We start from the raw sequence: 26,443 nt of genomic DNA on the forward strand, positions 1-26,443 counted from the left end.
CGGTGCGGGCGCGGCGGGCGCTGCGACCGCCGCCGGCGTTGCGGCAGGCGCCGCGGGCTGCGCCGGGGCGCCGCCCGGCGGTGGCTCGGAACAGGCCGTTGCGGCCAGCGACAGCCCGGCGACGCCGGAAAGCAGAGCCAATCGCCAATCCATCATGGACCTCCGGGGCGCGCAGCGCACAATGCCACGCGTGCAACACAAGCCTTCATTGCAGCCAAGGTTCCGGCTTTCGGCGCTCATGGTCACGCTCGCGCTGCTGGCGGCCGCGTGCGGGCCGCGCGCACCGTCGCCGGCTTCGGAGCCCACGCCAGGCCCAGCGGCCTCAAGTTTCCCGTCTGTCGATTCGCCGCCGTCCGCGCCGCCGACGCCGGCAGGCTGCAATGCGCCAGGTCTCGCACAGGCCGCCCTCGCCAATCTGCGGTCGCTGCGCACACTGAACTGGTCGCCGTTCGGACGGCCGGAAACCGGGTGGGAAGCCTATGCGCCCAGGGTCGCGCGCGAGCTGGGCCAGGCCTGCCCGCCCCACAGCACCGCGTTCGCCCGTGCGCTGGCCACCTGGCAGGCGCGGCACGGCGTCAGCCCCAGCGGCGAGATGACGGCGGCGACCTTCGACCGCATGAAGGTCTCATGGCAGATGCAGCGGCCGTTCGTGCGCCTCAGCGCCAGCCGCATCTGCCCAGCGCCGCCGCCGGAGACGACCCTGGCGCAGGCCTCGCCCCGCGAAAGCTACGGCGGCAAGCGCCTTCTAGCGCGCCCGCGCGCTCTCGCCGCCTATCGACGGATGGTCGCCGCGGCCCGCGCCGAGGAGCCGACGATCGCCGCCGATCCCCGCAACCTGACGATCTTCTCGGCCTATCGCAGCCCGGACTATGACGCCGCGCGCTGCGTGCGCGACGGCAACTGCGATGGTGTGGCGCGCGCGACCTGCTCGCCGCACCGCACGGGGCTGGCCTTCGACCTGTACGTCGGCCAGGCTCCCGGCTTTGGCCCCGACTCCACCGCTGAACCCAACCGACTGCGTCAGTCGCAGACCCCGACCTACCGCTGGCTGGTCGCCAACGCCGAGCGCTTCGGATTCGTGAACTACCCGTTCGAACCGTGGCATTGGGAGTGGGCCGGCGAAGCGCCATGATTGGCGCCGCGCGCTGCGCGCTCTAGCCTGCGCTCATGCCCAGCTTCAAATCCGACGGCGTCGAGCTCGCCTACGATGACATCACCCCGCTCGACCATCGCGACACGGTCTTGCTGGTCCACGGCTTCGCGTCGAACCGCTACGAAGGCTGGCGAAGGACGGGCTGGTACAGCGCTTTCGAACGGCGCGGCTCGCGCGTGATCGCCCTCGACATGCGCGGTCATGGCGAGAGCGGCAAACCCCATGACGCCCAGGCCTATGGCCGTGCGCGGCTGGCCGCCGACGTGATCGGCTTGATCGATCATCTGGGCGTCCAGGGCTGCACCTTGCTCGGCTATTCGATGGGCGCTCACGTGGCGCTGAACGTCGCGCTGGAGGCGCCGGACCGGCTGGGCAAGCTGATCTGCGGCGGAATTGGCGGGCGGCTGCTGGAGCCTGAAAGCCCCTCGCCTCTGGCCGAGGCCTTGCCCGCCGCCATGCTCGCCGAGGACCCCGAGACGATCGAAGACCCCATGGCCCGCAGCTTCCGTCATTTCGCCGACGAGCAGGGTGAGGACCTGAAGGCGCTCGCGGCGTTCCTGGCGGCCCGCGCGGCGCCGTTCGAGGCTGCGGATCTCGCTGGCGTCAGGTCTTCAGCACTGGTGGTCGCCGGCGCGCGCGACGAACTCGCAGGTGATCCCCAAGCCCTCGCTTCCGCGCTGTTTGACGCACGCGCGGTGGTTGTGCCGGGATGCGACCATTTCTCCGCTATCCCGCATGCGCTCACAAAAGGGGCCGTATTCGACTTCCAGGACGGACTGTTGGACGAGCCGGAGCCCGACGCCTGGCGCTAGGCGCTCTGAAGCGCCCGCGGCTCGAAGCCCTGGGCGATCAGCCCGATCTGACGGTCCATGACGCCGCTCAGCGTCTCGGCGTCGGCGCCCTCCCAGGCGACCAAGCGGTAAGTCCACGCATAGGCCGCCATCAGCAGGTCGACGATCTGAGCCATGTCGGCGCGCGGATCGACGTCGCCACGCGCGACGCCGTCGGCGAGGCAGTCGCCGATGATCTCACGAAGCCTCGGGGTGCGGCCGTAGGGTCGCGCGTCGCCGCTCGCCGTCCAATCGTACGCCGCAGCAATATGGGCGAGGAAGAGCCGGTGGCGCGACGCCTCGAAGCCGCAGTGGATGGCGAATATCGAGCGCAGACGGTCGCAGGTGGAGCCGCGGAGCTTGGGCGTCATGCGGTCCAGTTCGGAGTAGAGGGCGCCCAGCCGCTCCTCCATCACCTGACTGAGCACGTCGCCCTTCGAACGGAAGGTGGTGAACACCGAGCCGACGGACACGCCGGCGCGCCGCGCGATCTCACGCACGGTGGTCGCCTCGTAGCCATGCGAGTCGAACAGATCTCGCGCCGCCGCCACCACTCGCTGACGCGTCGCTTCCTTCTGCAGGCCTCTAGTGCTCACGCCGCCTCCTACCTGGATTGGGAGAACGTCGTTAAGCCAAATGCTGCACCTGCACAGGCAACTTTAGGTTGTTGCGACAGTACGCCGCGCGCCGAGGTATAAGCGGCTCAGCCGCGGCGGGCGCCGGACAGAAGGATGCGGATCTGGTCGCGCATCCGCGCGCTGAGGGCGTCGAGACTCCAGCCGTTGAAGACCGCCTGGCCGAAGTTGGCCAAGTAGGCGTCGTATAACATCTGACTGCGCAGCCGAACCTCGGCTTCCTGCGACAGTTCTCCGCGACCAACCGCGAGCGACATCTGCTCGCCGATCAGCTCCAGGATGTTGTTCATGCAGGGCAGGTCGCGCAGCGCCAAGCCGTCCTGCGCCGACCACGACACCGCAAACGCCGCGCGAGCCAACGGCATCTGCGGCTTGTAGTAGGCGTAGCCGGCGGCGAACATCTTCAGCAGGGCGTCCTCGATCCCGCGCCCTCGCTCGGCCGCCCCGCGCATTGCGACGGTCAGTTCCATCACGTCCTCGACGGTGATCGCCTGGAAAAGGTCGGACTTGTCGGCGAAGTTGGCGAACACCGCGCCCGTGGACATGCCGGCGGCGTTGGCGATGTCGCGGATGGTGGCGCCTTCGTAGCCCTTCTCGCGGAACAGGCCGCGCGCTGCGATCATGACCTTGGACCGGGTCTGCTGTTTGGCCATCGCTCGCCGCGTGAGCGGCCTCGCTGTGGCTTGGTCGCAGCTCACCTTGTCCGTGACGGTGTTCATCGCTGGGCTCCAGGCTGAATTTGCTGAACGTATTCGACGAGATTCTCGCAACCGTGAGAAGAGCGTCCTCGAACATCGCGATCCATTGAAAAAACAAACAGTGGCCGGCGCGAGGCGATAAGCGCCCGTAGCGAAGGCGACGTGGTCGGACGCATCTCGGTTCAATTCCTTATTCGACAGATCGTCGCGGTAAAGCTGTTCGATGATCATGTTCGACGGACGGCATGTGCGCCGTCGGGCTGGGATGGCATGTCAGCGGAAGGTCGGCGTTTATCCGACGCAGACGCTGCAATGTGATGCGAGAGAGGGTGCAAACCTTTGAAGTGTGGCCGTATTGCGACTCGCGAGCGCCGTTCTGCTGATCGTGATCGCTTGCGGAGAACTAGTCCCCCAGGATGTTGAATCGGTGGCGCCGATGAGGCGTTGATCCTAGATTGAGCCTATGCGCGACGCCTTCGACTTTCTCATACCGGCGGCCCTGACAGCGGTGACCGTCGTCCTCGGCGTCGGGATCTATGCGCTCTATCGCGGCGGCGACTTCGGACGATCCTACTCCAACAAGCTGATGCGCCTGCGGGTGGTGATGCAGGCGATCGCCATCGTCGTGCTGATGGCCGCCGTCTGGTGGCGCTCGCGATCCTGATCCGATGGTCACGCTGAATCGCATCTATACCCGCACCGGCGATAACGGGACGACGCGCCTGGCCAGCGGCCAGCCCGTGAGCAAGGCGGGTTTACGGGTCGAGGCCTACGGCGCCGTCGACGAAACCAACGCCTGCGTAGGTCTGGTCAGGCTCCACACCGGAGACGACGCCGAGCTCGACGCCATGCTGAGCCGCATCCAGAACGAGCTGTTCGACCTGGGCGCCGACCTCGCCACGCCGGCCAAGCCCGGCGAGACCGAAGGGTCGGCCCTGCGCATTGTCCCCAGCCAGATCGCTAGGCTGGAACAAGAGATCGACCGCCTGAACGACGCCCTGCCCGCGCTGACTTCGTTCATCCTGCCGGGCGGGACGCCGGCGGCGAGCGCGCTGCACCTGGCGCGGACGGTGTGCCGGCGCGCCGAACGCGCAGCCGTGCGCCTGCGAGAGGACGCCGCCGAGCCGGTCAGCGACGACGCCATCCGCTACCTGAACCGGCTGTCGGACTTCCTGTTCGTGGCCTCGCGCCACGCCAACGGCCGCGGAACCTCGGAAGTTCTCTGGCGCTCCGGCGCGACGCGCTGAGCGACTTACGGCTTGGTCGCCGCCGCCTTGGCGGTTTCGGGCTTGGTCGCGGCAGCAGGGGCAGGCTTCGGCGGATCGCCGGCGACGCGGCCTGTGATGTCGGAGATCAGCACCGGGTGAGCGCACACGCGGCCATCGGAGTCCCACCAGTCGCCCTTGGACTCGCACGCCTGGCGCGGCAACACCCATCCGACGTGGTAGGCGACGCTCAAGGCGCTGGCGACGATGAAGACCACCAGAAAGACAATTTTCAATCGGTTGATTGTTCGATTCATATGGTGTTCCGGTACTCGTCTAACGCAGGCGGATAGCAGGTCGCTCAGTCGGAAATACGGCGCGGGAAGCGGTCGACGGAGGCTTGCAATGCACGCCGGAATCGCTATGCCCGCTGCGATTCATTTTTCTCCCCAATCATTTTTAGAGGCGCTTGAAAAGTCATGAAGCTGCTGGTCCCGGTCAAACGGGTGATTGACTATAACGTCAAGGCGCGGGTGAAGGCCGACCAGAGCGGTGTCGACCTCGCGAACGTGAAGATGTCGATGAACCCGTTCTGCGAGATCGCCGTGGAAGAGGCGATCCGCCAGAAGGAAAAGGGAACGGCCACCGAGGTCGTGGTGGTGTCGATCGGACCGGTTCAAGCCCAGGAAACCCTGCGCACGGCGCTGGCGATGGGCGCGGATCGCGCGCTGCTGGTGCAGACCGATCAGGACCTGGAGCCGCTGGCGGTGGCCAAGGTGCTGCAGGCGGTGATCGCCGAGGAGGGCCCGGAGCTAGTGCTGATGGGCAAGCAGGCGATCGACGGCGACAACAACGCCACCGGACAGATGCTGTCGACCCTGCTGGGCTGGCCGCAGGCGACCTTCGCTTTCAAGCTGGAGATCGAAGGCGGCAAGGCCAAGGTGACCCGTGAGGTCGACGGCGGCCTGCAGACGCTGGAAGTGACTCTGCCGGCGGTGGTGACCGCCGACCTGCGGCTGAACGAACCGCGCTACGCGAGCCTGCCGAACATCATGAAGGCCAAGAAGAAGACGTTGGACGTGCGCGAGCTCGCCTCCTACGGCGTCGACACCACGCCCCGGCTCAAGGTGCTGAAGGTGAGCGAGCCTGCGGGCCGCAAGGGCGGAATCAAGGTCGAGACCGCGGCGGATCTGGTGGACAAGCTGAAGACTGAAGCGGGGGTTCTCTAATGGCTGTTCTGGTTATCGCCGATCACGACAACGCTCTGGTGCGCGAGACGACGCACAAGACGGTGACCGCGGCGCTGAAGATCTCCCCCGACGTCGACATCCTGGTGGCCGGTCAGGGCGCCAAGGGCGCGGCCGATCAAGCGGCGAAGATCAGCGGCGTTCGCAAGGTGCTGCTGGCCGAGAGCGACGCGCTGGGCCAGGGCATCGCCGAGGCCTTCGAGGCCTTGGTGACCCCGCTGATGGCCAACTACGACGCGGTGCTGACGCCGGCCACCTCGCAGGGCAAGAACCTGTCGCCGCGGATCGCGGCGAAGCTGGACGTGTCGCAGATCAGCGACGTGATCGAAGTCGTGGACGCCAAGACGTTCGTGCGCCCGATCTACGCCGGCAATGCGCTGGAGACGGTGCAGTCGGCGGACGCCAAGCAGGTCCTGACGGTGCGCCCGACAGTGTTCCAGCCAGCGGGCGAAGGCGGCTCGGCGACGGTGGAAAGCATCGACGCCGGCCCGGGCGCGGCCAAGACCGAGTTCGTCAGCCAGGAGCTAGTGAAGTCTGAGCGGCCAGAACTGTCGGGGGCCAAGATCGTGGTCTCGGGCGGTCGCGCCATGGGCTCTGCCGAAGAGTTCCAGCGGGTGATCGAGCCCTTGGCCGACAAACTCGGGGCCGCCATCGGCGCCAGCCGCGCTGCCGTCGACGCCGGCTACGCACCGGGTGACTCCCAGGTCGGCCAGACCGGCAAGGTCGTGGCGCCGGAACTGTACGTGGCGATCGGCATCTCTGGCGCCATCCAGCACCTGGCCGGCATGAAGGACTCCAAGGTCATCGTGGCGATCAACAAGGACGGCGATGCGCCGATCTTCCAGGTCGCCGACTATGGCTTGGTCGCCGACTACAAGACCGCCATCCCCGAACTGATGGACGCGCTGGCGAAGATCGGAAAATAGTCCGCACACGCTCGGCGTCGCCGAAACGGATAAGGGGCGGCCCTGCCTGGGTCGCCCCTTTTTCGTGCGCCGGGCGCGGCGCCTGGCAAATAACCGCCCCGCCTTACGCTGCGGCGCAGCAAAAGCCTTGGCGAGGCGTGACTTGAGCATGCTAGAAACCGCGCCACGGCGTACGGCGGACCTGTCGGCGGCGGATCACGCGAGGCTTACGGCACATGGTTGACATCAAGTCGGTCGGCGTCATCGGCGCGGGGCAAATGGGCGGCGGCATCGCCCAGGTCTGCGCCCTTGGCGGCTATGAGGTGCTGCTGCACGACGTGAGCCGCGAAAAGATCGAGGCGGGCATCGACAACATCCAAGCCAACATGGCCCGGTTGGTCAGCCGCGGGACGATCGAGGCCAGCGCCATGGAAGCCGCGGTCGGCCGGATCCGCGCGGCGGACGAACTGCAGGCGGTCGGCGCCGCCGATCTCGCCATAGAGGCGGCCACGGAGAACGAAGAGGTCAAGAAGAACATCTTCCGCGCGTTGGGCCCGCACCTGTCGGACCGTACCCTGCTCGCCTCAAACACCTCGTCGATCTCGATCACTCGCCTGGCCTCGGTGACCGACCGACCGGAACGCTTCATCGGCCTGCACTTCATGAACCCGGTGCCGCGCATGAAGCTGGTGGAGATCATCCGCGGCATCGCCACCGACGCCGGCACCTACGAAACCGCCGTGACCTTCGCCCGCTCGCTGGGCAAGACCACCGCCAACGCCGAGGATTTCCCGGCCTTCATCGTCAACCGCATCCTGGTGCCGATGATCAACGAGGCGATCTACACCCTGTACGAAGGCGTCGGCACGGTCGACGCGATCGACACCGCCCTAAAGCTCGGCGCCAACCACCCGATGGGACCGCTGGAGCTGGGCGACTTCATCGGCCTCGACACCGTCCTGTCGATCATGAATGTGCTGTACGAAGGTCTCGCGGACTCCAAATACCGTCCCTGTCCGCTGCTGACCAAGTACGTGGAGGCCGGCTGGCTGGGCAAGAAGGTCGATCGCGGGTTCTACGACTATCGCGGGGAAGTCCCCGTCCCCACGCGCTAGCGGGGCGCGGCGTTTTAGCCTGCCTGCGGTTGCGGCGGTTAATCCATTCGACTTCAGGGCGGGCTGCGACTGATACTCGTCCCTGATTCGGACCGATGGGACCATGCGACGCCTGACGCTCGCGCTGCTTTGCGGCGCCTACCTGTGCCTCTCGCTGATCGTGGCGCTGTCCCTGTGGCGGAACGGCGGCGGATGGGGCGCCGGCGTGGCCGGACTGGTGGCGGGCCTGGGGCTCTGCTTCGCCATCCACGGCATGGTCGAACGCGCCTTGCAGAGCGGCAGCGAACGCCGCGATTTCGCCGCCATGCGTGAAGCCCAAAACCTGATGATGGCGCAGATCGAGCGCATCGACGCGCGGGTCACCGAGGTCGTCGAGAGCGTCACCGGCGACGCCCAGCGCCGATCCGAAGCGCTGGAGGATGAAGTCCATATGCTGGAGGACCTGGTCCAGCGGATCGGCGAGCGACTGGAGGAACGGCTGACCTCCGGGCCGATCGCCCAGGGCCGCGGCCCTAATCACCATCATCAGTCGGGCGCGCTGCTGGAGACCGTTCGCGCGGCGCTGACCGAGAACCGCGTCGACCTCTACCTGCAGCCGGTGGTCAACCTGCCTCAGCGGCGCACGGTGTTCTACGAGAGCTTCTCGCGGTTGCGCGACGAGACCGGCCGCGTGTTGATGCCGGCCGAGTACCTGGCGGTCGCCGAGCCCGAGGGCCTCGTGGCCTCGATCGACAACCTGCTGCTGTTCCGCTGCGTGCAGATCGTGCGCCGGCTGGCCAAGCAGGATCGGCGCATTGGCATCTTCTGCAACATCTCCACCGCCAGCCTCGCCGACGAGAGCTTCTTCCCGCAGTTTCTCGAGATGCTGTCAGCCAACCGCGACCTGGCCGGCGCGCTGATCTTCGAACTCGGCCAGGGCGCGTTCGACGCCCGCGGCGCGGTCGAGGCGCGCAACATGGGCAAGCTGGCCGAACTGGGCTTCCGCTTCTCGCTGGACAAGGTGGTCGACCTCGACCTCGACCTGCAGGATCTGTCGCGCTCGGACGTGAAGTTCATCAAGATCAACGCCCAACTGATGCTGGACGAACTGATCGAGATCGACGGGCGCATGGTGCTGCGTTCCCTGCCGGACCTGGCGGCGGAGGACTTCGCCTCGCTGACCCGCCGCTACGGCGTGGAGGTGATCGCGGAGAAGGTTGAAGCCGAACGTCAGGTCGTCGACGTGCTGGAGCTGGATGTCGCCTACGGCCAGGGCCACCTGTTCGGCGAGCCCCGGCCGATCCGCGACGCGGTGCTGGCCGAGACCGACCCGCCAGCCGCCTTCCTGCGCGACAGTCTGCGCCGCCGGGCTTCCGGCCGCCTCTGAAGCGTTCACGCCCTAGCGTCTGCATTGACGTTCAGCAGGGCTGCGGCTACCGCCCGGCGCATGACCCAGCCTGTCGCCGGACTGTCCCGGCTCGCCGACCGCTACGACGTCCTCCTGTGCGACATCTGGGGCGTGATCCACGACGGCCGCGTGAGCTATCCGCTGGCCTGCGCGGCGCTGACGCGATGGAACGCCGAAGTTGGCCCCGTCGTGCTGATCTCCAATTCGCCTAGGCCCGGGGCCGACGTGCTGCCGCAACTGGACGGGCTGAAGGTCCCCCGTGACACCTTCGCCGCCCTGGTCACCTCAGGCGACGCAACCCGTGTGCTGCTCGCCGAGCGCGCGCCCGGCCCCGCCTGGGCGATCGGCCCCGACCGCGACGCGATCCTCTACGAAGGCCTGGGCCTGGAGTTCGCCACGCCCGAGGCCGCCGCCTTCATCGCCTGCACCGGCCCCTACGACGACGAGGTCGAGACGCCGGAGGATTATCGCGTGCGTCTTGAAGCAGCCGCCGACCGCGGCCTGACGATGATCTGCGCCAATCCCGACCTCGTCGTGCAGCGCGGGCCGAAGATGATCTACTGCGGCGGCGCGCTGGCCCAGCTCTACGAAGCCCTGGGCGGCGCTGTGCAGATGGCCGGCAAGCCGCACCCTCCGATCTACGACCTTGCGCTGGCGCAAGCCGCCCTAGGCTTGAGCGGCCCGCTGCAGCGCGAGCGTGTGCTGTGCATCGGCGACGGCGTTCCCACCGATTTGCGCGGCGCCAACGCCCAGGGCCTGGACGTGATGTTCGTCGCCGCCGGCATCCATGGCGCGGAGACGCTGAGCGGCGAGGGCCTGAATGCGGCCGGGGTCGATGCGCTGCTGGGCAAGGAGGGCGTCCACGCCGCCTACGCCATGCCGCGGCTGGTCTGGTGAGCGGCGTCATTGACGGGCTTCGCAGGCGCACGCCCGTTCGATATGGCTAGATCATCTGAGGGGCTGGGCGAGGCGCGCGTGCAGGGACTGTTCTACGAGGATCTGAGTCTCGGCCAGACCGCCGACATCACCCGGGTGGTCACCTTGGGCGACATCACCGCCTTCGCCGCGGTGTCGGGCGACGTCAATCCGGTGCACCTGGACGAAGCCTATGCGCGCACCACTGCGTTCGGCGGACGCATCGCCCATGGCATCCTCTCCGCGGCGTTCATCTCGGCGGTGCTGGGCGTGAAGCTGCCCGGGCCTGGGTCGATCTACCTGTCGCAGAACCTGCGTTTTCGCCGACCGGTGAAGATCGGCGACACGGTGACGGCGCGGGTCACGGTCACCGAGCTCAACGACCACCGCGGGCACGCCACGCTCTCCACCGTCTGCCTGGTCGACGGCAAGACCGCGCTGGACGGCGAAGCTGTGCTGATGGTCCCGCGTCGTAAGGCGCCATGAACGGCGTGCGGGTGATCCGACGCTGGCGCGACCTGCCTGCCGCGGACCGCGGCGCGGCGGTGGCGTTCGGCAACTTCGACGGCGTGCACCGCGGCCACCAGCAGGTGATCAACGACGCCAAGCGAGCGGCCGAGACGCTCGGCGCGCCGCTGGGCGTGATCAGCTTCGATCCGCATCCGCGCCGCATCTACCAGCCAGATGCTCCCAGCTTCCGGTTGATGAAGGCCGAGCAGCAGGCCCGCGTGCTGGCCGAGATGGGCGTCGAACGCCTCTACCTGTTGCCGTTCGACGCGCAGATCGGCGACATGACCGACCGGGAGTTCGCCACCAAGGTGCTGTCCGAGGGACTCGGCGTGCGCCACGTGGCGGTCGGCTTCGACATCACCTTCGGCAAGGGCCGCACCGGCAGCCCCGAGCTGATGGCCGAATACGGCGCAGAGCTGGGCTTCTCGGTTTCCGCCGCTGAAGCGGTCGGCGACGACGGCGAAAAATACTCGTCCACCGCCGTGCGCGCGGCGCTGCGCGAGGGTCGCACCGACATCGCCGCCGACATATTGGGGCGCCCGTTCGCCATCCAGGGCGAGGTGCAGCGCGGCCGCCAGTTGGGCCGCAAGTTCGGCTACCCGACCGCCAACGTGGCGCTGGACGACTATGTGCGCCCGCGTTTCGGCGTCTACGCCACGCGCACGCGCCTGCCCGACGGGCGCTGGCAGGCCGGCGTCGCCAATCTCGGCGTCAACCCCACTGTCGGCGAAGTTGCGCCGGTGCTGGAGACCTGGCTGTTCGACTTTGACGAGGACCTCTACGGCCAGATCCTCGAGACCCAGCTGATCGCGTTCCTGCGCCCGGAGGAGAAGTTCGCCGACGTCGAGATCATGAACCGCCACGTGATGGCCGACGCCGCCCGCGCGCGCGAAATCCTAGGGGTCGGTTAGGCCGACGCACCCCCGCGTTTGAATGCGCGGCCGGGCTCTGCTACGACCGCTGCATGACTTCGGCTCGAACGGCTCTGCGAATTACCCGCCCGGCGTGACGCCGCCGGACGCTTCGATCCAGCGCGCGCCGGGTATATCCCGCCCCAACACCGCCCATTCGAGTCAGCTGGAAAGTCCCATGGCCGACGACGCCGAAAAGCCCTCGCGCGACTATCGCGAAACTGTCTTCCTCCCCGACACCCCCTTCCCCATGCGCGCAGGCCTGCCGCAGAAGGAGCCGGAGATCCTCGCCCGATGGGGTGAGACCGCGCTTTATCAGGCGCTGCGCAAGGCCCGTCAGGCGGCCGGCGCGCCGCTGTATGTGCTGCACGACGGCCCGCCCTACGCCAACGGGGCGATCCACATCGGCCATGCACTGAACAAGATCCTCAAGGATTTCATCGTCCGCTCGCGCTTCGCCTTGGGTGCCGACGTGGACTACGTGCCCGGCTGGGACTGCCACGGCCTGCCGATCGAATGGAAGATCGAGGAGCAGTACAGGGCCAAGGGCCAGCGCAAGGACGACGTGCCGGTCGCGGAATTCCGCGCCGAGTGCCGCGCCTACGCCGCCCACTGGATCGACCAGCAGGGCGCGGAGTTCCGCCGCCTGGGCGTGCTGGGCGACTGGTCCCATCGCTATGCGACCATGGACTATGCGAGCGAGGCGGCGATCGTCGCGGAGTTCCACAAGTTCATCACCACCGGCCAGCTCTATCGCGGATCGAAGCCGGTGATGTGGAGCCCGGTGGAACGCACCGCGCTGGCCGACGCCGAGGTCGAGTACCACGACCATGTCTCGCCGACGATCTGGGTCAAGTTCCCGGTGCTGCAGGGATCGGACGCGGCCGTCGGCGCCAGCGTGGTGATCTGGACCACGACGCCGTGGACCATCCCCGCCAACCGCGCCATCGCCTACAACGAGGCCGTCGACTACGCGGTGTTCCAGGTCGAAGCCATGGAGACCGATCTTGCGTTCGAACCCTGGGCCAAGCCCGGCGACCGCCTGATCGTCGCCGAGAGCCTGGCCGAGGGCGTGTTCAAGGCCGCCAAGATCGCCCGCTGGCGCAAGGTCGAGGCCGTCGATTGCCAAGGCATGGTCTGCGAGCACCCGTTGGCGGCGCTCGACACCCACTACGCCTTCCAGGTGCCGCTGCTGGCCGGCGACCATGTGACCGAGGAGACCGGCACCGGCTTCGTCCACACCGCGCCCGGCCATGGGGCCGACGACTACATGGTCTGGCTCGCCCACGGCCATCGCGAAATCCCGGAGACCGTCGACGCGGACGGCGCCTACTTCCCGCACGTGCCGCTGTTTGCGGGCCTGAAGGTGCTGGAGACCGAGGGCAAGAAGGTCGGCAAGTTCGGCCCCGCCAACGACGCGGTGATGACCAAGCTGATCGAGGCCGGCGGCCTGCTTGCGCGCGGCCGGCTGGAACACTCCTACCCGCACTCATGGCGTTCCAAGGCGCCGGTGATCTTCCGCAACACGCCGCAGTGGTTCATCCGCCTGGACGAGCCGCTGGCCGACGGGCGCACGCTGCGCGAGACCGCACTGGAAGCCGTGGAGGCCACCGCCTTCCACCCCACCGGCGGCCAGAACCGCATCCGCACCATGGTCGAGAGCCGCCCGGACTGGCTGATCAGCCGCCAGCGCGCCTGGGGCTCGCCGCTGGCGATGTTCGTCGACAAGGAGACCGGCCACCCGCTGCACGACGCGAGCGTGAACGCCCGCATCGTCGAGATCATCGCAGCCGAAGGTGCCGACGCCTGGTTCGTGCGGCCCTCCGCCGACTTCCTCGGCGCGCACGATCCGGCCCGCTACGAGAAGGTCGAGGACATCCTCGACGTCTGGTTCGACTCCGGCTCCACGCATTCCTTCGTGCTGGAGGGCCGCGCCGAGTCCAAGTGGCCGGCCGACCTGTACCTGGAAGGCTCGGACCAGCATCGCGGCTGGTTCCAGTCCTCGCTGCTGGAAAGCTCGGCGACCCGCGGCCGCGCGCCCTATGACGCAGTTCTAACCCACGGCTTCACCCTCGACGAGAAGGGGGAGAAGATGTCCAAGTCCAGCGGCAACACCACCGACCCGCAGTCGGTGATCAAGGACTCTGGCGCCGAGATCCTGCGCCTGTGGGCCAGCATGATCGACTATTCGGAGGACTCGCGGATCGGCAAGGCGATCCTGCAAACCACCACCGACGCCTACCGCAAGCTGCGCAACACCGTGCGCTACCTGCTGGGCGCGCTGGACGGCTTCTCCGACGCCGAGCGGGTTGAGCTCGGCGACATGCCGCCGCTGGAACGCTTCGTGCTGCACCGCCTGCACGCGCTCGACGGCCAGGTGCGCGCAGCCTACGAGACCTACCTGTTCCAGGACGCCATCCGGCCGATCACCGAGTTCTGCCAGAACGAGCTGTCGGCGCTGTTTTTCGACATCCGCCGCGACGCCCTCTACTGCGACCAGCCCAGCTCGCTGCGCAGGCGCGCCGCCCGCACGGTGATGGACCTGGTGTTCGAACGCCTGACCATCTGGCTGGCCCCGCTGATCCCCTTCACCATGGAGGAGGCGTGGACGACGCGCTTCCCCGACGCGGACTCCAATTGCCTGCGGGTGTTTCCCGAGACGCCGTCCGCCTGGCGCGACGAGGCCGAAGCCGCCCGCTGGGACGCCGCCCTCGCCGTACGCCGCGTGGTCACCGGCGCCCTTGAGGTCGCCCGGCGCGAGAAGCTGATCGGCTCCAGTCTGGACGCCGCGGTCGACGTCTTCGTCACCGATGCGGCCTTCGCCTGGCCGTTCGGCGAGGCCCTGCCGCTGGAGGACGTGATGATCACCAGCGCCGCCAGCCTGACCGTCGGGCAGGATGGACCGTCGGAAGCCTTCCGCCTCGCCGACGCGCCCGGCGTCGCGGTGGCCGTGCGACGCGCCGAAGGCGCCAAGTGCGCTCGGTCGTGGAAGATCTCGACCGAGGTCGGAGCCGACCCGCGCTATCCGGAGCTGACGCCTCGCGACGCCGCTGCGGTGGCGGAATGGGACGCGCGCCACGCCGGCGGGGCTGTAGCTTGAGCGAACCTGGCTTGAATGCGCCGGTGAGCCGTTACGGCTGGCAGGCCTATATTCTGGCGACCGCCGTCCTGGCGCTGGACCAGGCGGTGAAGCACTGGGTCTTGAACGGCTTGAACCTCGGCGCGCTGGGCGCGGTGCAGGTCGCGGGACCCCTGCATCTGACGCTGGTCTGGAACCGGGGCGTCAGCTTCGGCCTGTTCCACGCCGATCGCGAGCTGATGCGCTGGGCGCTTGCGGCGTTCTCGCTGATCGTCGCGGTCGTGCTGGTGGTGTGGGCCAGACGGTCCGAACGCTCGATCGTCGGCGCGGGCCTTGGGCTGATCATCGGCGGGGCGATCGGCAACGCCGTCGACCGCGTCCGCTTTGGCGCGGTGGTCGATTTCATCGATGTGAGCCGCCTGTATTTCCCCTGGGTGTTCAATGTCGCCGACGCGGCGATCACTGTCGGCGTGGCTCTGCTGCTGCTCGACAGCGTGCGCAAAGAGCGCACCGCGCCCTAAGGCGTGGCGTGCGGCGGGCGATTGCGCTATTTGCTCGTGATTAACGGCCAGGGGGCCATGCGGAGCTTCAAGTACATGAGCGTCAACCGACTGTGCGTCGCGCTCGCCCTGGTCGCGGCGACCGGGCTCGCGGGCTGCGGAACCACCAAGCGTGCGCTGGGCATGACCAAGGTCACGCCCGACGAGTTCCGGGTGGTGACCAAGGCCCCCCTCGTCGTGCCGCCCGACTATTCGCTGCGCCCGCCGGCCCCCGGCGAGCCGCGCCCGCAGGAACTGCGCCCCGAAAGCGCCGCGCGCACCGCCCTGTTGGGCGCGCGCGAAGCCGAGTCCCGCTCCGACGGCGAGAAGATGCTGGTCGCCAAGGCTGGCGCCGAAAAGGCCGACCCGTTGATCCGCTACGTGGTCGACGACGAGTTCGGCGACCTGGCGCACAAGGACAAGAGCTTCGCCGACAAGGTGATGTTCTGGCGTTCGGACAAGAGCGCGCCGACGCCGGCCGGCGTCGGCGACGACGCGGCTTCTCCCGTGGACGCCGCGGCCGAGGAAGAGCGCATCAAGAAGATCACCGGCGGCAAGCCCGTGGTCATCCAGCGCGAACAGGGCCCCCGCCTGAAGCTGCCGGGCCTCTAGGCGCCGACACGGCCTACAGCTCGCCCGGCGTCCTGATCTCGAAACCCTGGCTGCGCAGGCGGTCGAGCACGCCGCCCTGGCTGAGCAGCGGGCGCAGTTGCACCACCGCGATCGCGTGCCCGGGTGTGCGCAGCGCGCGCGCGATGGCGGCGGCCTGATCAGCCTTGGTGCGCGCGTCGAAGGCCGCGGCTCCGGGCGCGCCGGCCAGGCACTGCTCGTAGCTGCGCTCGGCGTCCAGCGCGCCGCGCACGTCGCCGACGGCCCAGGCGCGGGCCGCCTCGCGCACGCCAGCCGGCCCGGATTCGGCCTCCGCCAGCGCCTGGTCGAAACACACCCGGCCCGCAGCCGCCGGCGTACGCGCCACTGCGCTCAGCAGCGGGCCCAGGTCGTAGGTCTTCTGCTCGACCGGAACCTTGGCCTGTTGGGCCAGCAGTCGGATCAGCTTGGTCGGGTCGGTGTCGGTGAGCCTGGCCTGTTCGCGGTAGTCGCCGATCAGCCGCAGGCCGGCGGCGAGCGCATTGCGGGTGCCATAGCGATCGGCCGGCTGACCCAACCTCCCCCGCACCGCGACGAAACGCGCACGGGTCGACGCATCCAGCGTGTCCTCGAATGGGGTGCGGGACTTCAGCCGCGCATAGCTGACCAACGCCAGCGGCGCACCGATCAGCTTCACCCGCAACGGACGGAATGGCAGGATCACCGTGTTTGCGCCCTGGAGCCGGCGATCGAACACGCCGCGGTCCCACTGCATCTGCCGGGGCGCCAGCGACGGCACGCCCAGCACATAGACCGTGGTGTCGGCGTCCGAGACGCGCCACCACGCAGGCCCCGGCAGCCGGCCGGTCACCACCAACTCCTCAACCAGCACCGCGTCCGGGTCGGACGCTACGCCTTGCGCCGGGGTGAGCGGAACCTGCGCGGCCGCGCCCAGGCCAAGGCTCAACGCCAGGGCTGCGGCGATCAGCGACAGAGGGTGCGGCGCAGGCTTGCGCGTCATATGTCCAACCCTGCCCCCACGGCCATGGAATCGGCTAATGATGGGGCTCTCCTCCAGGCCAGACCATGACCATCCGCCGCCTTCCGCCGCACGCCGTCAACCGCATCGCCGCCGGCGAGGTGGTCGAACGCCCGGCAAGCGTGGTCAAGGAGCTGGTGGAGAACGCGCTCGACGCCGGCGCGACCCAGATCGAGGTGCAGATCGACGCCGGCGGCCTGGCGCGCATCCTCGTCGGCGACGACGGCTCCGGCATCGGGCCAGAGGAACTGCCGCTGGCGATCGAACGTCACGCGACGTCGAAGCTCACCCCAGACGACGCGGGCGACATCGACCTGCTGCGCATCTCCACGCTCGGCTTCCGCGGCGAGGCCCTGCCCTCGATCGGTTCGGTGGCCAGGCTGTCGATCGCCAGCCGCGCCCGCGGCCGGGCCGAGGCGCACGCCATCCACGTCGACGCCGGAGAAGCCCAGGCCGTGGCCCCCGCCGCCTTCCCCGGTCCGCACGGCGCCCGGGTCGAGGTCCGCGACCTTTTCTACGCCACGCCCGCACGACTGAAGTTCATGAAGTCCGAGCGCGCCGAATCGACCGCGATCACCGAGGAGCTGAAACGCCAGGCGATGGCGCGGCCGACCGCGGCCTTCACCCTCGACATCGATGGCCGCCGCGCACTGCGCCTGCCGGCCGAAGCCGCGGGCGATGCTGGACGCCTGGCGCGGCTGTCGGCGGTGATGGGTCGGGAGTTCTCCGACAACGCCATCGCCCTGGACCACGAGCGCGAGGGCGTGCGGCTCACCGGGTTCGCCGGCCTGCCCACCTACAACCGCGGCAACGCCGCCCACCAGCATCTGTTCGTCAACGGCAGGCCGGTTCGCGACCGATTGCTGCAAGGCGCCCTGCGCGCCGCCTACGCCGACTTCCTAGCCCGCGACCGCCATCCCCTGGCCGCGCTCTATCTGGAACTCGATCCGATGCTGGTGGACGTCAATGTCCACCCGGCCAAGACCGAGGTTCGGTTTCGTGATCCGGGTCTCGTGCGCGGGCTGATCATCGGCGGCCTGCGCCACGCGCTCGCCTCAGTCGGCCATCGCGCTTCGACCACGACGGCGCAGGCCGCGCTCGGCGGCTTCCGGCCCGAATATCGCCCGCCCGCCCCAGCGCAGGGTTTCTCCGCCTGGCGGATGGGCGGCTGGGGCCAGGCGCTGGCGGCCGCCCTCCCCGGCCTGGACGAGGTCTCGGCGCGCGCTGAACCGCAGCCGGACTTCATCGCGTCCAGTCTCGAGCATCCCGGCCTCAACGAGCCCGGCGCGCCGGCCGTGGTCTACGATCCGGTCGACTTCCCGCTCGGCGCCGCGCGCGCGCAGGTGCACGAGACCTACATCGTCGCCCAGACCCGCGACGGGGTGGTGATCGTCGACCAGCACGCCGCCCATGAGCGCCTGGTCTATGAGCGGATGAAGGCCGAGATGGCGCAGTCCGGCGGCGTGGCTCGCCAAGTGCTGCTGCTGCCCGAGGTCGTCGAGCTCGACCCCGCCGAGGCCGAACGCTTGACCGCACGCGCCGAGGAGCTGGCGGCGTTGGGCCTGGTGATCGAGAGCTTTGGCCCGGGCGCCGTGCTGGTGCGTGAGACGCCGGCGCTGCTGGGCGAGACCGACGCGGCCGGACTGGTGCGCGACATCGCCGACGACCTGGCGGAGAACGGCCAGGCCCTGGCGCTCAAGGAGCGGCTTGAGGACGTCTGCTCGACGATGGCGTGCCATGGCTCGGTGCGCGCCGGGCGCAGGCTGACGGCGGCCGAGATGAACGCCCTGCTGCGCCAGATGGAGGTCACCCCCCACTCCGGCCAATGCAACCACGGGCGGCCGACCTACGTGGAGCTCAAGCTCGCTGATATCGAACGCCTGTTTGGTCGGCGCTAGGGCGCGTACCTGAGGAAGTGCACCCGCGCCGCGCCATAGTCGCGGGCGTCGAGCGGCTCGAAACCGTCGACGGCGAAGGCCGCTTCACCCACGCCGCGCTCGAACACAACGACGGCCCCCGGCGCCAGCCAGCTTCCCGCCGCCAGCCGCGCCAGCGACTGCTCGCCCAGCCCCTTGGCGTAAGGCGGATCAAGGAAGGCCAGCTCGAACGCCGGACCGTCACCGCCGGGCCGCTGACCAAGGTCGGCGGCGTCGCGGCGATGCACCCGCGTGCGGCCGAACAGGGAGAAGGCGTCGACGGTCTCGCGGATCGCGCCGCGCGCCGCTTCATCGGTCTCGACGAACAGGCAGAACGCCGCGCCGCGCGACAGGGCCTCGAAGCCCAGCGCGCCGGAGCCTGCGAACAGGTCGATGACCCGCAAGTCGCGCACCCCCGGCGACCACGGCGCGTGCTCGAGAATGTTGAACACCGCCTGACGCGCCCGGTCCGACGTCGGGCGGGTCGCCAGGCCTGGCGGCGCCGTCAGACTGCGGCCCTTGAACTCTCCGGAAACGATGCGCATCGGCTGTTTGGCTTGAACGCCGGCCTTACGTCCAGCGCTGCGGCGGGGCGAGCGCATGCAGGGCCTCTAGCCGCACACGCAGATCCTCCATGAACGCCGCGCGTTCGCCGCCCCAATGCAGCGGCTCGCCGACCAGGACGGTGCAGTTCATCGGCACTGGAAGATGCGCGCCCTTTGGCAGCACCCGCCCCGCGCCTTGCAGCCAGATCGGCACGATCGGCGCCTGCGGGAACGCCGCCGCCAGACGCGCCACGCCGTTCTTCAGGCGCGCCATCGCCTCGCCGTCGCCGCGGGTGCCTTCCGGGAAGATCAGCAGGATGTCGCCCGCCGCCAGCGCCTCGCGCGCCGGGGCCAGGATGTCCTCGCCAGACGCCACCTTGTCGCGCGCCACCGGAACCACATTGAGAATGTTGCGTGAGAACCAGGCCAACGGGCCGCCCTTGAGGAAATAGTCCGCCGCCGCCGCGGGTCGCACCCGGTCCAGCGCCTTGGACGGGTAGATGGTGAGCAGCAGCAGGGTGTCGACATGGCTGGCATGGTTGGCGACGACAATCGCCGGACCTTTGAGCGGCAGCCGTTCGCGCCCGACGATATCGGCCCCGGTGAAGACCCGGGCCAGCGGCCGGGCGACCAGCACGATCACGATCCGTCTCAGCCAGCGCATCAGAAATGGTCCAGGGCGAAGTAGGCGAGGATATGGAAGTACAGCGGCGCGGTGAACAGCAGGCTGTCCACCCGGTCGAGGATGCCGCCGTGGCCCGGGATCAGGCCGCTGGTGTCCTTGACGCCCAGGTCGCGCTTGATGGCGCTCATGGTGACGTCGCCGGCGAAACCCGCCACCGGCAGGCTGATCGCCAGGATCGCCAGGCCGACGCCCGACAGGGGCGTGAACACGGGGCCGGCGAACCACAGCAGCGCCGCGGTGGTCGCCCAGCCGCCCAGGAAGCCCTCCCAGGTCTTGTTGGGGCTGACCGTGGGCATGATCTTGCGCTTACCCAACGCCTTGCCCCAGCAGTACTGGAAGACGTCGTTGGCCTCGGTGGCGACCAGCAGCAGGAACACCAGCCCGGCGGGTCCTGCCGGGGCCCCGTCACTGAGCGGCGTACGCATCAGGAAAGCCGCGAAACCCAGGGCATAGACACAGGTGGCGATCGCCCAGTGGAACGTCGCCATGGTCGTCAGATAGGCCCGCGTCTGGCCGATGCAGGCCATCAGGAACGGCAGGAACATGAAGACGTAGACCGGCGTGAACACCAGGAAGAAGCCGTAGGTGTCGGCGACGATGAAGCCGTAGCTGATCGGGATCGTCAGATAGGCCACGAAGACGATCAGCCGGTCTTCTCGGCGGATCGGCGCCAGCGACAGGAATTCGCGCAGCGCGATGAACGAGATCACCACGAACAGCGCGACCACCGCACCCCAGCCCGCCAGCAGCGCTGCGCTGAGCAGGGCGATCATCACCCACCACGAGGCGATGCGTTGGCGAAGGTTGGTGTAGTCCTTGGCGGGCTTGGCCTTCGACAGGCCCCAGGTGATCGCCACCGCCAGGGTGAGCGCGCCCAGCACCCCGCCCAGGCCCCACAGCAGGGCCGGCGGCTGGCCCGAGAAGAACCGCGCAATGACGTCCATGGCTTCCCCGACCCGGCTCAAGCCTGACCATGCCTTGACCGTGAGCCCGCACGCAAGCGAGGCTCGCTCGCGGCTGGACCGCCAGGAGGCGCTTCCCCGTGACCCCGTCCTTCGCCAAGCTGGCGCGCGCGACCCCGACCCATGTGGCCTTCGCCTTCCTGGCGATGGGCGGCTGGGCGCTGTTCGCCAACCGCGGTCACGGCCAGGCGGCGTGGACCGCAGCGCTGGGCCAGGGCGCGATGAGCGGCGTGATCACCCTGTTGCTCAAGCGCGCGCTGGAGGCGATGGCGGCCAGGCTTTCCGGCGTCATCGCCTATCTGGCGCCGCCTGCGCTCAGCGCCAGCCTAATCCTAGTGCTGCTTTATGCGGCGCATCGGGCGATCGGCACGCCGCAGATCGCCGCCACCATCGCCGTTCCCTGGTCGGTGTCGACGCTGTATGCGATCCTCTACACCGCGACGCTGGTGCGGGCGCGCAACGGGACCCCTGGATCATGAACGAGGCCGCGAGCGGCGATCGACGGCCGCTGAAGAGCCGGGCGGCAGGCTGGGCCCAAGCTCTGGCCGCGGCGGCGGCGCGGGGCGGGGCGAGCCCCGATCTGATCTCGGCCGCCAGCGTGGCCTTCGCCGGGCTGGGCGCGGCGCTGCTGATGCTCGCCGGGATCAACGAGTCGCCGCTGGCCCGCGGGCTGGCGCTGATCGGGGCCGCCGCCTGTACCCAGCTTCGCCTGCTGTGCAATCTGCTGGACGGTATGGTGGCCGTTGAGCACGGGCGCGGCGGCCCCTCGGGACCGATCTGGAACGAGATGCCGGACCGCATCGCTGACGCCCTGCTGCTGGTCGGCGCGGGCTACTGCGCCTACGGCTCGAAGCTGGACATGGGCGCGTGGCTGGGCTGGCTCGCCGCCTGCCTGGCGATCCTTACCGCCTATGTGCGCGAGCTCGGTCGCGGCTTCGACTTCCCCGCCGACTTCTCCGGTCCCATGGCCAAGCCGCATCGGATGGCGGCGCTCACCATCACCTGCGTGATCTCGGTGTTCGAGCCGTTCTGGGGCCTGCACGGCCAGTGCATGCTGATCGGCCTGGTGGTGATCGCCGCGGGCTCGGCCTGGACGGTGGTGCGACGCACCCGCACGCTGGCGCGACGCCTCGCCGAACGCGCCGCCGGCTGAGCCGGATCAGCGCTTGCCGGGACGTGGCCGGTCGGTGCTTGGCCTGCCGGTGCTTGGCCTGCCGGTGCGGGGCCTGTCGGTAGGAGGCCTGTCGGTGCGAGGCTTTTCGGAACGCGGCTGATCCGACCCGGGCTTGGCCGACGCTGGTCGCCTCGAGACGGGCTTGCCCGGACGCTGGCCCTCGGGGTGATGCGTCTCTCCGCGCGACGATTCCGTACGGGCCCGTTCGCCGTGGGGCCTCGACGCGGGCGTGCCGGAACGATCTTCGCCTGCACGTCCCGTGGACGGCGCGCTCGAGGCGGCAGCCGCGCGAGGCGCCAGGGTTCGCGACGCTCCCGGCTTCCCAGGACGGGGCCGATCAGCGTGGGGTCTGGCGGACGGAGCCTTGTCAGGACGATCGCCGCTGGAGCGCCCTCCAGCCGGCGCTGCCTTGGTGGTCGTCGAGCGGCTGGGCGCTGTGCGGGCCGGGGCGGCGTTGTCCCACGCGGTTCGTTCGGGCGCGGGCTTCTTGGGTCGCGCGCTGGCGGAGCGCTTCTTCAGCGGCGTCGGCTTGGGTTTCTTGGGCTTGGCCCAGCCGGGCTTGTAGGTCTGCTTCTCGCGGGGTTCGAGCGGCATCGACGAGCGGGTCTGCACGCCCGGCTCGCGCCGGCGGTCGCCGCGCGAGATCTGACCCTCGGCGGTGCGTGCGCCGTGCAGTTGCGGTCGCTCGCCCTTGGGCAGGGCCTCCGGCGCGATGTGCTCGACGAACTGTTCGCGCAGCACGCGAGGGCCGACCTCCTCGATGGCTCCGACCTCCAACGTCCCGAGGGCCAGGGGGCCGTAGGACAGGCGGATCAACCGGTTGACCTTGAGGCCCAGGGATTCCAGCACCCGGCGGACTTCGCGGTTCTTGCCTTCGGCCAGAGTGACGGTGATCCACAGGTTGGCGCCCTGCGGCCCCTCCTTGGCCTTGTCGAGCCGCGCGTCGATCGGGCCGTATTGGACGCCCTCGACGGTGACGCCGGCCTTCAGGCGGTCCAGCTTGTCTTGGGTGACCCGTCCATGGGCGCGGGCGCGGTAGCGGCGCACCACCCCGCTGGCCGGCAGCTCCAGCGCGCGGGCAAGACCGCCGTCGTTGGTGAGCAGCAGCAACCCTTCCGAATTCAGGTCGAGGCGGCCGACGGAGATCAGCCTGGGCAGGCCGGGCGGCAGGGCGGCGAACACCGTCGGGCGGCCTTGCGGGTCGGAATGGCTGGTCACCAGGCCGGCGGGCTTGTGGTAGCGGAACAGGCGCGCCGGCTCGGCCTCGTTCACCACCTCGCCGTCGACGGTGAGGATGTCGCCGGGCTCGACCTTGACCGCGGGTGTCGTCAGCACCTGGCCGTTCAGCGCGACGCGACCCAGTTCGATCAGCCTCTCGACCTCGCGGCGCGATGCGACGCCGGCGCGGGCCAACGCCTTGGCGACCCTTTCGCCTGGCCGTGCGGCGTCGTCGGCTTGACCTGCGGAGGCGTCGCCGGTTGGGTGTTCATCGTGGATCATGATCTTCGCAACATGCGCATCGCCCTCGAAGCGGCGCAAGCCGCCGCCGCGCGCGGCGAGACGCCGGTGGGCGCCGTCGTGGTCGATTCCGTCACTGGCGAGGTGTTGGCGAGCGGCTCCAACGGCCCGATCGGCGCCCACGACCCGACGGCGCACGCCGAGATCGTGGCGATCCGCGCCGCGGCCGCACGGCTGGGCAACTATCGCCTAACCGGCCTGACCCTGGTGGTGACCCTGGAGCCGTGCGCCATGTGCGCCGGCGCGATCAGCCACGCGCGCATCGGTCGCCTTGTGTTCGGCGCCGAGGACGCCAAGGGGGGCGCGGTGGTCCACGGCCCGCGGTTCTTCGACCAGCCCACCTGCCATTGGCGACCGCAGATCGAGGGTGGACTGCTGGCGACGGAGAGCGCCGCCCTGCTGCAGGGCTTCTTCCGCGCCCGCCGCAAGGCCGCCAGCGGCGGCGCACTCACCTGAGACACGGCGAGCGACAAATATGACGCCGGCATCACCTTTATCACGGCCAAGCTCTTGCAATGCCGATCGCCCATCATAGATGAGCACTGCCCAACCTGGGCGTTTCCTCCCTAATGACTGAGCCGCGCCCCTCGGGACGCGGCTCTTTTTTTGGCCTTTGCTCCTCCTCCTCAGGGCGTGAAGAAGAACAGCCGCACGGCCTGGACGAAATAGACCGCGCCGATTCCGGTGACGATGTAGCGGGTGTAGCGCTTGAAGTTCACGTCGCTCAGCCGCTCGAGGATCAGGCCGCCCACCGCGGTGCCGGCCATCGACACCGGAATGGCGATGGCGAAAACCCACAGCGGCGGTACGCCGTCGGCGTGGCGCGAGGCCAGCATCGGCCCGCCATAGACGAGGATCTTGGCCATGTGGCTGAACACCTGCGTCGCCGCCTTGGTCGCGACAATGGCGTGGCGGGTGAGCTCAGTGCGGACGAAAAAGATGTCCAGCAGCGGCCCGGCGACGCCGGCGCTGAGGTTGAGCCCGGTGACGATCAGGCCTGAGGCGAAAGCCTGGGGCGGCCTGGCGGCGTCCAGCGATATCCAGCGCTGCGGCAGCCAGACCAGCACCGGCACCAGGCTCATCAACAGATAGAGCAGCGGCTTCGAGGGCACGAAGGCGATCAGCGACACCACCACAGCAGCAATGATCGAGGCCGCCGCGTACCAGCCGATGATGTCCCAGCGCACGTGACGGCGATGCAGGATCGCGCGCCAGCCGTTGGCCACCAGTTGCAGCACCCCGTGGGTGATGAAGGCGGCCTGCACCGGCAGGACCAGGGCAAGGGCGCCCATCAGCACCATCCCGCCCGCCATGCCGAACACACCCGACAGCGTCGCGGTGACGAACGCGGTGATGATCAGGAACAGGCCGATCAATCCGCTCAACGCAGCGGTCGCTCGGAAGCCTGCAACAGGCGGCGGATATGCCCCATGGCGTGGTTCCCCCTACGTCCGACGTAGCGCCGCGCTGGCCGTTCGTCGAGCCCTCGGGCGCGCTCGCCTTGCACGTGGGCGGGGTGCGTGCGAGAAGAGTTCAAACAACTGTTTGAACGGAGGAAGCGCCATGGATTTCGACTTTACGCCGCGCCAGAAGGACCTGATCGCCCGCGTCTCGGCGTTCATGGACGAGCACGTCTATCCTGCGGTCCCGACGTTCGACGCCCAGGTCGCCGAAGGCGAGCGCTGGAAGGTCATTCCGGTGCTGGAAGAGTTGAAGACCAAGGCCAAGGCCGCCGGCCTGTGGAACATGTTCATGCCGCCGTCCTCCGGCCATCCCCACGTGGACAACACCTTCGAGTTCGAAGGCCAGCAGCTCACCAACCTGGAATACGCGCCGATCGCCGAGATCATGGGCCGCGTCGCCTTCGCCTCCGAGGTGTTCAACTGCTCGGCGCCCGACACCGGCAACATGGAAGTGTTCAACCGCTACGGCACGCTGGAGCAGAAGGAGCGCTGGCTGCGCCCGCTGATGAACGGCGACATCCGCTCCGCCTTCCTGATGACCGAGCCGGCGGTGGCCTCGTCCGACGCCACCAACATCGAGACGCGCATCGAACGTGACGGCGACGACTATGTGATCAACGGCCGCAAGTGGTGGTCGTCCGGCGTCGGCGATCCGCGCTGCAAGGTCGCCATCGTCATGGGCAAGACCAACCCCGGCGCGGCCGGCCATCAGCAGCAGAGCCAGGTGCTGGTGCCGCTCGACCATCCGGGCGTGAAGGTCATCCGCATGCTGCCGGTGTTCGGCTACGACGACGCCCCGCACGGCCACGCCGAAGTGGTGCTGGAAAACGTGCGGGTGAATATCGAGGAAAGCCTGCTGCTCGGCGAGGGCCGCGGCTTCGAGATCGCGCAGGGGCGCCTGGGCCCGGGCCGCATTCACCACTGCATGCGCACCATCGGCGCGGCTGAAGTGGCGCTGGAGCGGATGTGCCAGCGCCTGATGACCCGCAAGGCGTTCGGCAAGTACATCTCCGAGCAATCGGTGTGGGAAGAGCGCGTGGCCACGGCCCGCACCGACATCGAGATGACCCGCCTGCTGTGCTTCAAGGCGGCGGACATGATGGACAAGGCCGGCAACAAGTCGGCGCGCCTGGAGATCGCGATGATCAAGGTGCAGGCGCCCAACATGGCGCTGCGCATCCTCGACGACGCCATCCAGGCGCACGGGGCGATCGGCGTGGCCGAGGACTTCGGCCTGGCCCGCTCCTACGCCACCCAGCGGACCCTGCGTCTGGCCGACGGCCCGGACGAGGTCCACAACCGCACGATCGCGCGCCTGGAGTTCTCCAAGTACGGCGACCTCCAGTACAAGATCCGTGAAGAGCAGGCGCAGCGCGAAATGGCCACCGCGCGCTGACGATCAAGGCGGGCCGGGGCGCCAAGGC

At 69.0% G+C, this 26,443-nt stretch carries 28 protein-coding genes; 19 read left to right on the plus strand and 9 right to left on the minus strand.

Going from position 1 to position 26,443, the window contains the following annotated elements:
• Positions 1-238: 238 nt before the first annotated feature.
• Together Q8R27_RS14265 and Q8R27_RS14270 are read left to right on the plus strand one after the other, a co-directional pair.
• Positions 239-1,132, plus strand: coding sequence for a D-alanyl-D-alanine carboxypeptidase family protein (locus Q8R27_RS14265; RefSeq protein ID WP_305699648.1), 894 nt, complete (start codon positions 239-241; stop codon positions 1,130-1,132).
• 35 nt (positions 1,133-1,167) lie between these two features.
• Positions 1,168-1,965 carry an alpha/beta fold hydrolase gene (locus Q8R27_RS14270; protein WP_305699649.1) on the plus strand — a complete coding sequence of 266 codons (798 nt, stop codon included), beginning with the start codon at positions 1,168-1,170 and terminating at the stop codon, positions 1,963-1,965.
• Here Q8R27_RS14270 and Q8R27_RS14275 read toward each other — a convergent pair.
• Together Q8R27_RS14275 and Q8R27_RS14280 are read right to left on the minus strand one after the other, a co-directional pair.
• Positions 1,962-2,579, minus strand: coding sequence for a TetR/AcrR family transcriptional regulator (locus Q8R27_RS14275; protein ID WP_305699650.1), 618 nt, complete (start codon positions 2,577-2,579; stop codon positions 1,962-1,964). The genes Q8R27_RS14270 and Q8R27_RS14275 overlap by 4 nt on opposite strands.
• Positions 2,580-2,686: 107 nt before the next feature.
• Positions 2,687-3,337 (minus strand): TetR/AcrR family transcriptional regulator, encoded by a 651-nt coding sequence (locus Q8R27_RS14280; protein WP_305699651.1) that lies wholly within the window; start codon positions 3,335-3,337, stop codon positions 2,687-2,689.
• A 442-nt stretch (positions 3,338-3,779) separates the two neighbouring features.
• Between Q8R27_RS14280 and Q8R27_RS14285 the strand changes: the two genes are divergently transcribed.
• Both Q8R27_RS14285 and Q8R27_RS14290 read left to right on the plus strand, forming a co-directional pair.
• Positions 3,780-3,980, plus strand: a complete 201-nt coding sequence (locus tag Q8R27_RS14285; RefSeq protein WP_305699652.1) for a twin transmembrane helix small protein — start codon at positions 3,780-3,782, stop codon at positions 3,978-3,980.
• A 4-nt stretch (positions 3,981-3,984) separates the two neighbouring features.
• Entirely contained in the window at positions 3,985-4,563 is a 579-nt protein-coding gene (locus tag Q8R27_RS14290; RefSeq protein WP_305699653.1) for a cob(I)yrinic acid a,c-diamide adenosyltransferase, read from the plus strand.
• 5 nt (positions 4,564-4,568) lie between these two features.
• Here the strand turns inward: Q8R27_RS14290 and Q8R27_RS14295 are convergent, their stop codons facing one another.
• Complete coding sequence (locus Q8R27_RS14295) at positions 4,569-4,817, minus strand: hypothetical protein (protein ID WP_305699654.1); 249 nt, start codon at positions 4,815-4,817, stop codon at positions 4,569-4,571.
• 183 nt (positions 4,818-5,000) lie between these two features.
• Between Q8R27_RS14295 and Q8R27_RS14300 the strand changes: the two genes are divergently transcribed.
• From Q8R27_RS14300 to Q8R27_RS14345, 10 genes are all read left to right on the plus strand, one after another.
• The gene (locus Q8R27_RS14300) at positions 5,001-5,750 is read left to right on the plus strand and encodes an electron transfer flavoprotein subunit beta/FixA family protein (protein ID WP_305699655.1); all 750 of its coding nucleotides are present in this window, start codon (positions 5,001-5,003) and stop codon (positions 5,748-5,750) included.
• A complete protein-coding gene (locus tag Q8R27_RS14305; protein WP_305699656.1) occupies positions 5,750-6,694 on the plus strand; it encodes an electron transfer flavoprotein subunit alpha/FixB family protein in 945 nt (314 codons plus the stop codon). Before Q8R27_RS14300 ends, Q8R27_RS14305 begins: the two co-directional genes overlap by 1 nt.
• A gap of 215 nt (positions 6,695-6,909) precedes the next feature.
• Positions 6,910-7,788 carry a 3-hydroxybutyryl-CoA dehydrogenase gene (locus Q8R27_RS14310; protein ID WP_305699657.1) on the plus strand — a complete coding sequence of 293 codons (879 nt, stop codon included), beginning with the start codon at positions 6,910-6,912 and terminating at the stop codon, positions 7,786-7,788.
• A gap of 103 nt (positions 7,789-7,891) precedes the next feature.
• Positions 7,892-9,154 (plus strand): EAL domain-containing protein, encoded by a 1,263-nt coding sequence (locus Q8R27_RS14315; protein WP_305699658.1) that lies wholly within the window; start codon positions 7,892-7,894, stop codon positions 9,152-9,154.
• A gap of 60 nt (positions 9,155-9,214) precedes the next feature.
• Positions 9,215-10,072 (plus strand): TIGR01459 family HAD-type hydrolase, encoded by an 858-nt coding sequence (locus tag Q8R27_RS14320; RefSeq protein ID WP_305699659.1) that lies wholly within the window; start codon positions 9,215-9,217, stop codon positions 10,070-10,072.
• Positions 10,073-10,114: 42 nt separating this feature from the next.
• Entirely contained in the window at positions 10,115-10,576 is a 462-nt protein-coding gene (locus tag Q8R27_RS14325) for a MaoC family dehydratase (protein ID WP_305699660.1), read from the plus strand.
• On the plus strand, positions 10,573-11,511 hold the full coding sequence (locus Q8R27_RS14330; RefSeq protein ID WP_305699661.1) for a bifunctional riboflavin kinase/FAD synthetase: 939 nt from the start codon (positions 10,573-10,575) through the stop codon (positions 11,509-11,511). Before Q8R27_RS14325 ends, Q8R27_RS14330 begins: the two co-directional genes overlap by 4 nt.
• Before the next feature lie 178 nt (positions 11,512-11,689).
• Positions 11,690-14,611, plus strand: a complete 2,922-nt coding sequence (gene ileS, locus Q8R27_RS14335; RefSeq protein WP_305699662.1) for an isoleucine--tRNA ligase — start codon at positions 11,690-11,692, stop codon at positions 14,609-14,611.
• On the plus strand, positions 14,608-15,111 hold the full coding sequence (gene lspA, locus Q8R27_RS14340; protein ID WP_305699663.1) for a signal peptidase II: 504 nt from the start codon (positions 14,608-14,610) through the stop codon (positions 15,109-15,111). The genes ileS and lspA overlap by 4 nt, the downstream gene beginning before the upstream one ends.
• 75 nt (positions 15,112-15,186) lie before the next feature.
• Positions 15,187-15,741: a DUF3035 domain-containing protein gene (locus Q8R27_RS14345; protein ID WP_305699685.1), complete on the plus strand. Its 555-nt coding sequence runs from the start codon at positions 15,187-15,189 to the stop codon at positions 15,739-15,741.
• 13 nt (positions 15,742-15,754) lie between these two features.
• Here the strand turns inward: Q8R27_RS14345 and Q8R27_RS14350 are convergent, their stop codons facing one another.
• A complete protein-coding gene (locus Q8R27_RS14350; RefSeq protein ID WP_305699664.1) occupies positions 15,755-16,738 on the minus strand; it encodes a TraB/GumN family protein in 984 nt (327 codons plus the stop codon).
• 65 nt (positions 16,739-16,803) lie between these two features.
• Between Q8R27_RS14350 and mutL the strand changes: the two genes are divergently transcribed.
• Positions 16,804-18,654 (plus strand): DNA mismatch repair endonuclease MutL, encoded by a 1,851-nt coding sequence (gene mutL, locus Q8R27_RS14355; RefSeq protein ID WP_305699665.1) that lies wholly within the window; start codon positions 16,804-16,806, stop codon positions 18,652-18,654.
• Here the strand turns inward: mutL and rsmD are convergent.
• From rsmD to Q8R27_RS14370, 3 genes are read right to left on the minus strand one after another with little or no spacing between them, the layout of a single operon-like run.
• Complete coding sequence (rsmD, locus tag Q8R27_RS14360; RefSeq protein WP_305699666.1) at positions 18,651-19,217, minus strand: 16S rRNA (guanine(966)-N(2))-methyltransferase RsmD; 567 nt, start codon at positions 19,215-19,217, stop codon at positions 18,651-18,653. The two genes, mutL and rsmD, sit on opposite strands and share 4 nt — an antisense overlap.
• 25 nt (positions 19,218-19,242) lie before the next feature.
• Entirely contained in the window at positions 19,243-19,881 is a 639-nt protein-coding gene (locus tag Q8R27_RS14365; RefSeq protein WP_305699667.1) for a 1-acyl-sn-glycerol-3-phosphate acyltransferase, read from the minus strand.
• Positions 19,881-20,867 carry a phosphatidate cytidylyltransferase gene (locus Q8R27_RS14370; RefSeq protein ID WP_305699668.1) on the minus strand — a complete coding sequence of 329 codons (987 nt, stop codon included), beginning with the start codon at positions 20,865-20,867 and terminating at the stop codon, positions 19,881-19,883. The genes Q8R27_RS14365 and Q8R27_RS14370 overlap by 1 nt, the downstream gene beginning before the upstream one ends.
• A 77-nt stretch (positions 20,868-20,944) precedes the next feature.
• Here Q8R27_RS14370 and Q8R27_RS14375 point away from each other — a divergent pair, with 77 nt between their 5' ends.
• Together Q8R27_RS14375 and Q8R27_RS14380 are read left to right on the plus strand one after the other, a co-directional pair.
• The gene (locus Q8R27_RS14375) at positions 20,945-21,343 is read left to right on the plus strand and encodes a hypothetical protein (protein ID WP_305699669.1); all 399 of its coding nucleotides are present in this window, start codon (positions 20,945-20,947) and stop codon (positions 21,341-21,343) included.
• Entirely contained in the window at positions 21,340-22,017 is a 678-nt protein-coding gene (locus tag Q8R27_RS14380; RefSeq protein ID WP_305699670.1) for a CDP-alcohol phosphatidyltransferase family protein, read from the plus strand. Before Q8R27_RS14375 ends, Q8R27_RS14380 begins: the two co-directional genes overlap by 4 nt.
• 6 nt (positions 22,018-22,023) lie before the next feature.
• Here Q8R27_RS14380 and Q8R27_RS14385 read toward each other — a convergent pair whose 3' ends face one another.
• Positions 22,024-23,538: a pseudouridine synthase gene (locus tag Q8R27_RS14385; RefSeq protein ID WP_305699671.1), complete on the minus strand. Its 1,515-nt coding sequence runs from the start codon at positions 23,536-23,538 to the stop codon at positions 22,024-22,026.
• A 12-nt stretch (positions 23,539-23,550) separates the two neighbouring features.
• On the opposite strand from Q8R27_RS14385, the gene tadA reads away from it, so the two are divergent.
• The gene (tadA, locus tag Q8R27_RS14390; protein ID WP_305699686.1) at positions 23,551-24,012 is read left to right on the plus strand and encodes a tRNA adenosine(34) deaminase TadA; all 462 of its coding nucleotides are present in this window, start codon (positions 23,551-23,553) and stop codon (positions 24,010-24,012) included.
• Positions 24,013-24,182: 170 nt separating this feature from the next.
• On the opposite strand, the gene Q8R27_RS14395 is transcribed toward tadA, so the two are convergent.
• Entirely contained in the window at positions 24,183-24,941 is a 759-nt protein-coding gene (locus Q8R27_RS14395; RefSeq protein WP_305699672.1) for a sulfite exporter TauE/SafE family protein, read from the minus strand.
• A 178-nt stretch (positions 24,942-25,119) separates the two neighbouring features.
• Here Q8R27_RS14395 and Q8R27_RS14400 point away from each other — a divergent pair, with 178 nt between their 5' ends.
• Positions 25,120-26,415: an acyl-CoA dehydrogenase family protein gene (locus Q8R27_RS14400; RefSeq protein WP_305699673.1), complete on the plus strand. Its 1,296-nt coding sequence runs from the start codon at positions 25,120-25,122 to the stop codon at positions 26,413-26,415.
• Positions 26,416-26,443 lie beyond the last annotated feature (28 nt).

This window comes from Phenylobacterium sp., from assembly GCF_030697305.1.
GTDB lineage: Bacteria > Pseudomonadota > Alphaproteobacteria > Caulobacterales > Caulobacteraceae > Phenylobacterium.

Bases quoted from the DNA above. Each gene is read 5' to 3' on its own strand.
- Q8R27_RS14290 (WP_305699653.1), top strand. From the start codon at position 3,985: ATGGTCACGCTGAATCGCATCTATACCCGCACCGGCGATAACGGGACG.
- Q8R27_RS14305 (WP_305699656.1), top strand. From the start codon at position 5,750: ATGGCTGTTCTGGTTATCGCCGATCACGACAACGCTCTGGTGCGCGAG.
- ileS (WP_305699662.1), top strand. From the start codon at position 11,690: ATGGCCGACGACGCCGAAAAGCCCTCGCGCGACTATCGCGAAACTGTC.
- Q8R27_RS14285 (WP_305699652.1), top strand. From the start codon at position 3,780: ATGCGCGACGCCTTCGACTTTCTCATACCGGCGGCCCTGACAGCGGTG.
- Q8R27_RS14265 (WP_305699648.1), top strand. From the start codon at position 239: ATGGTCACGCTCGCGCTGCTGGCGGCCGCGTGCGGGCCGCGCGCACCG.
- Q8R27_RS14280 (WP_305699651.1), bottom strand. From the start codon at position 3,337: ATGAACACCGTCACGGACAAGGTGAGCTGCGACCAAGCCACAGCGAGG.
- Q8R27_RS14325 (WP_305699660.1), top strand. From the start codon at position 10,115: ATGGCTAGATCATCTGAGGGGCTGGGCGAGGCGCGCGTGCAGGGACTG.
- Q8R27_RS14330 (WP_305699661.1), top strand. From the start codon at position 10,573: ATGAACGGCGTGCGGGTGATCCGACGCTGGCGCGACCTGCCTGCCGCG.
- tadA (WP_305699686.1), top strand. From the start codon at position 23,551: ATGCGCATCGCCCTCGAAGCGGCGCAAGCCGCCGCCGCGCGCGGCGAG.
- rsmD (WP_305699666.1), bottom strand. From the start codon at position 19,217: ATGCGCATCGTTTCCGGAGAGTTCAAGGGCCGCAGTCTGACGGCGCCG.
- Q8R27_RS14310 (WP_305699657.1), top strand. From the start codon at position 6,910: ATGGTTGACATCAAGTCGGTCGGCGTCATCGGCGCGGGGCAAATGGGC.
- Q8R27_RS14350 (WP_305699664.1), bottom strand. From the start codon at position 16,738: ATGACGCGCAAGCCTGCGCCGCACCCTCTGTCGCTGATCGCCGCAGCC.
- Q8R27_RS14400 (WP_305699673.1), top strand. From the start codon at position 25,120: ATGGATTTCGACTTTACGCCGCGCCAGAAGGACCTGATCGCCCGCGTC.
- Q8R27_RS14270 (WP_305699649.1), top strand. From the start codon at position 1,168: ATGCCCAGCTTCAAATCCGACGGCGTCGAGCTCGCCTACGATGACATC.
- Q8R27_RS14345 (WP_305699685.1), top strand. From the start codon at position 15,187: ATGAGCGTCAACCGACTGTGCGTCGCGCTCGCCCTGGTCGCGGCGACC.
- mutL (WP_305699665.1), top strand. From the start codon at position 16,804: ATGACCATCCGCCGCCTTCCGCCGCACGCCGTCAACCGCATCGCCGCC.
- Q8R27_RS14320 (WP_305699659.1), top strand. From the start codon at position 9,215: ATGACCCAGCCTGTCGCCGGACTGTCCCGGCTCGCCGACCGCTACGAC.
- Q8R27_RS14315 (WP_305699658.1), top strand. From the start codon at position 7,892: ATGCGACGCCTGACGCTCGCGCTGCTTTGCGGCGCCTACCTGTGCCTC.
- Q8R27_RS14385 (WP_305699671.1), bottom strand. From the start codon at position 23,538: ATGATCCACGATGAACACCCAACCGGCGACGCCTCCGCAGGTCAAGCC.
- Q8R27_RS14380 (WP_305699670.1), top strand. From the start codon at position 21,340: ATGAACGAGGCCGCGAGCGGCGATCGACGGCCGCTGAAGAGCCGGGCG.
- Q8R27_RS14365 (WP_305699667.1), bottom strand. From the start codon at position 19,881: ATGCGCTGGCTGAGACGGATCGTGATCGTGCTGGTCGCCCGGCCGCTG.
- Q8R27_RS14300 (WP_305699655.1), top strand. From the start codon at position 5,001: ATGAAGCTGCTGGTCCCGGTCAAACGGGTGATTGACTATAACGTCAAG.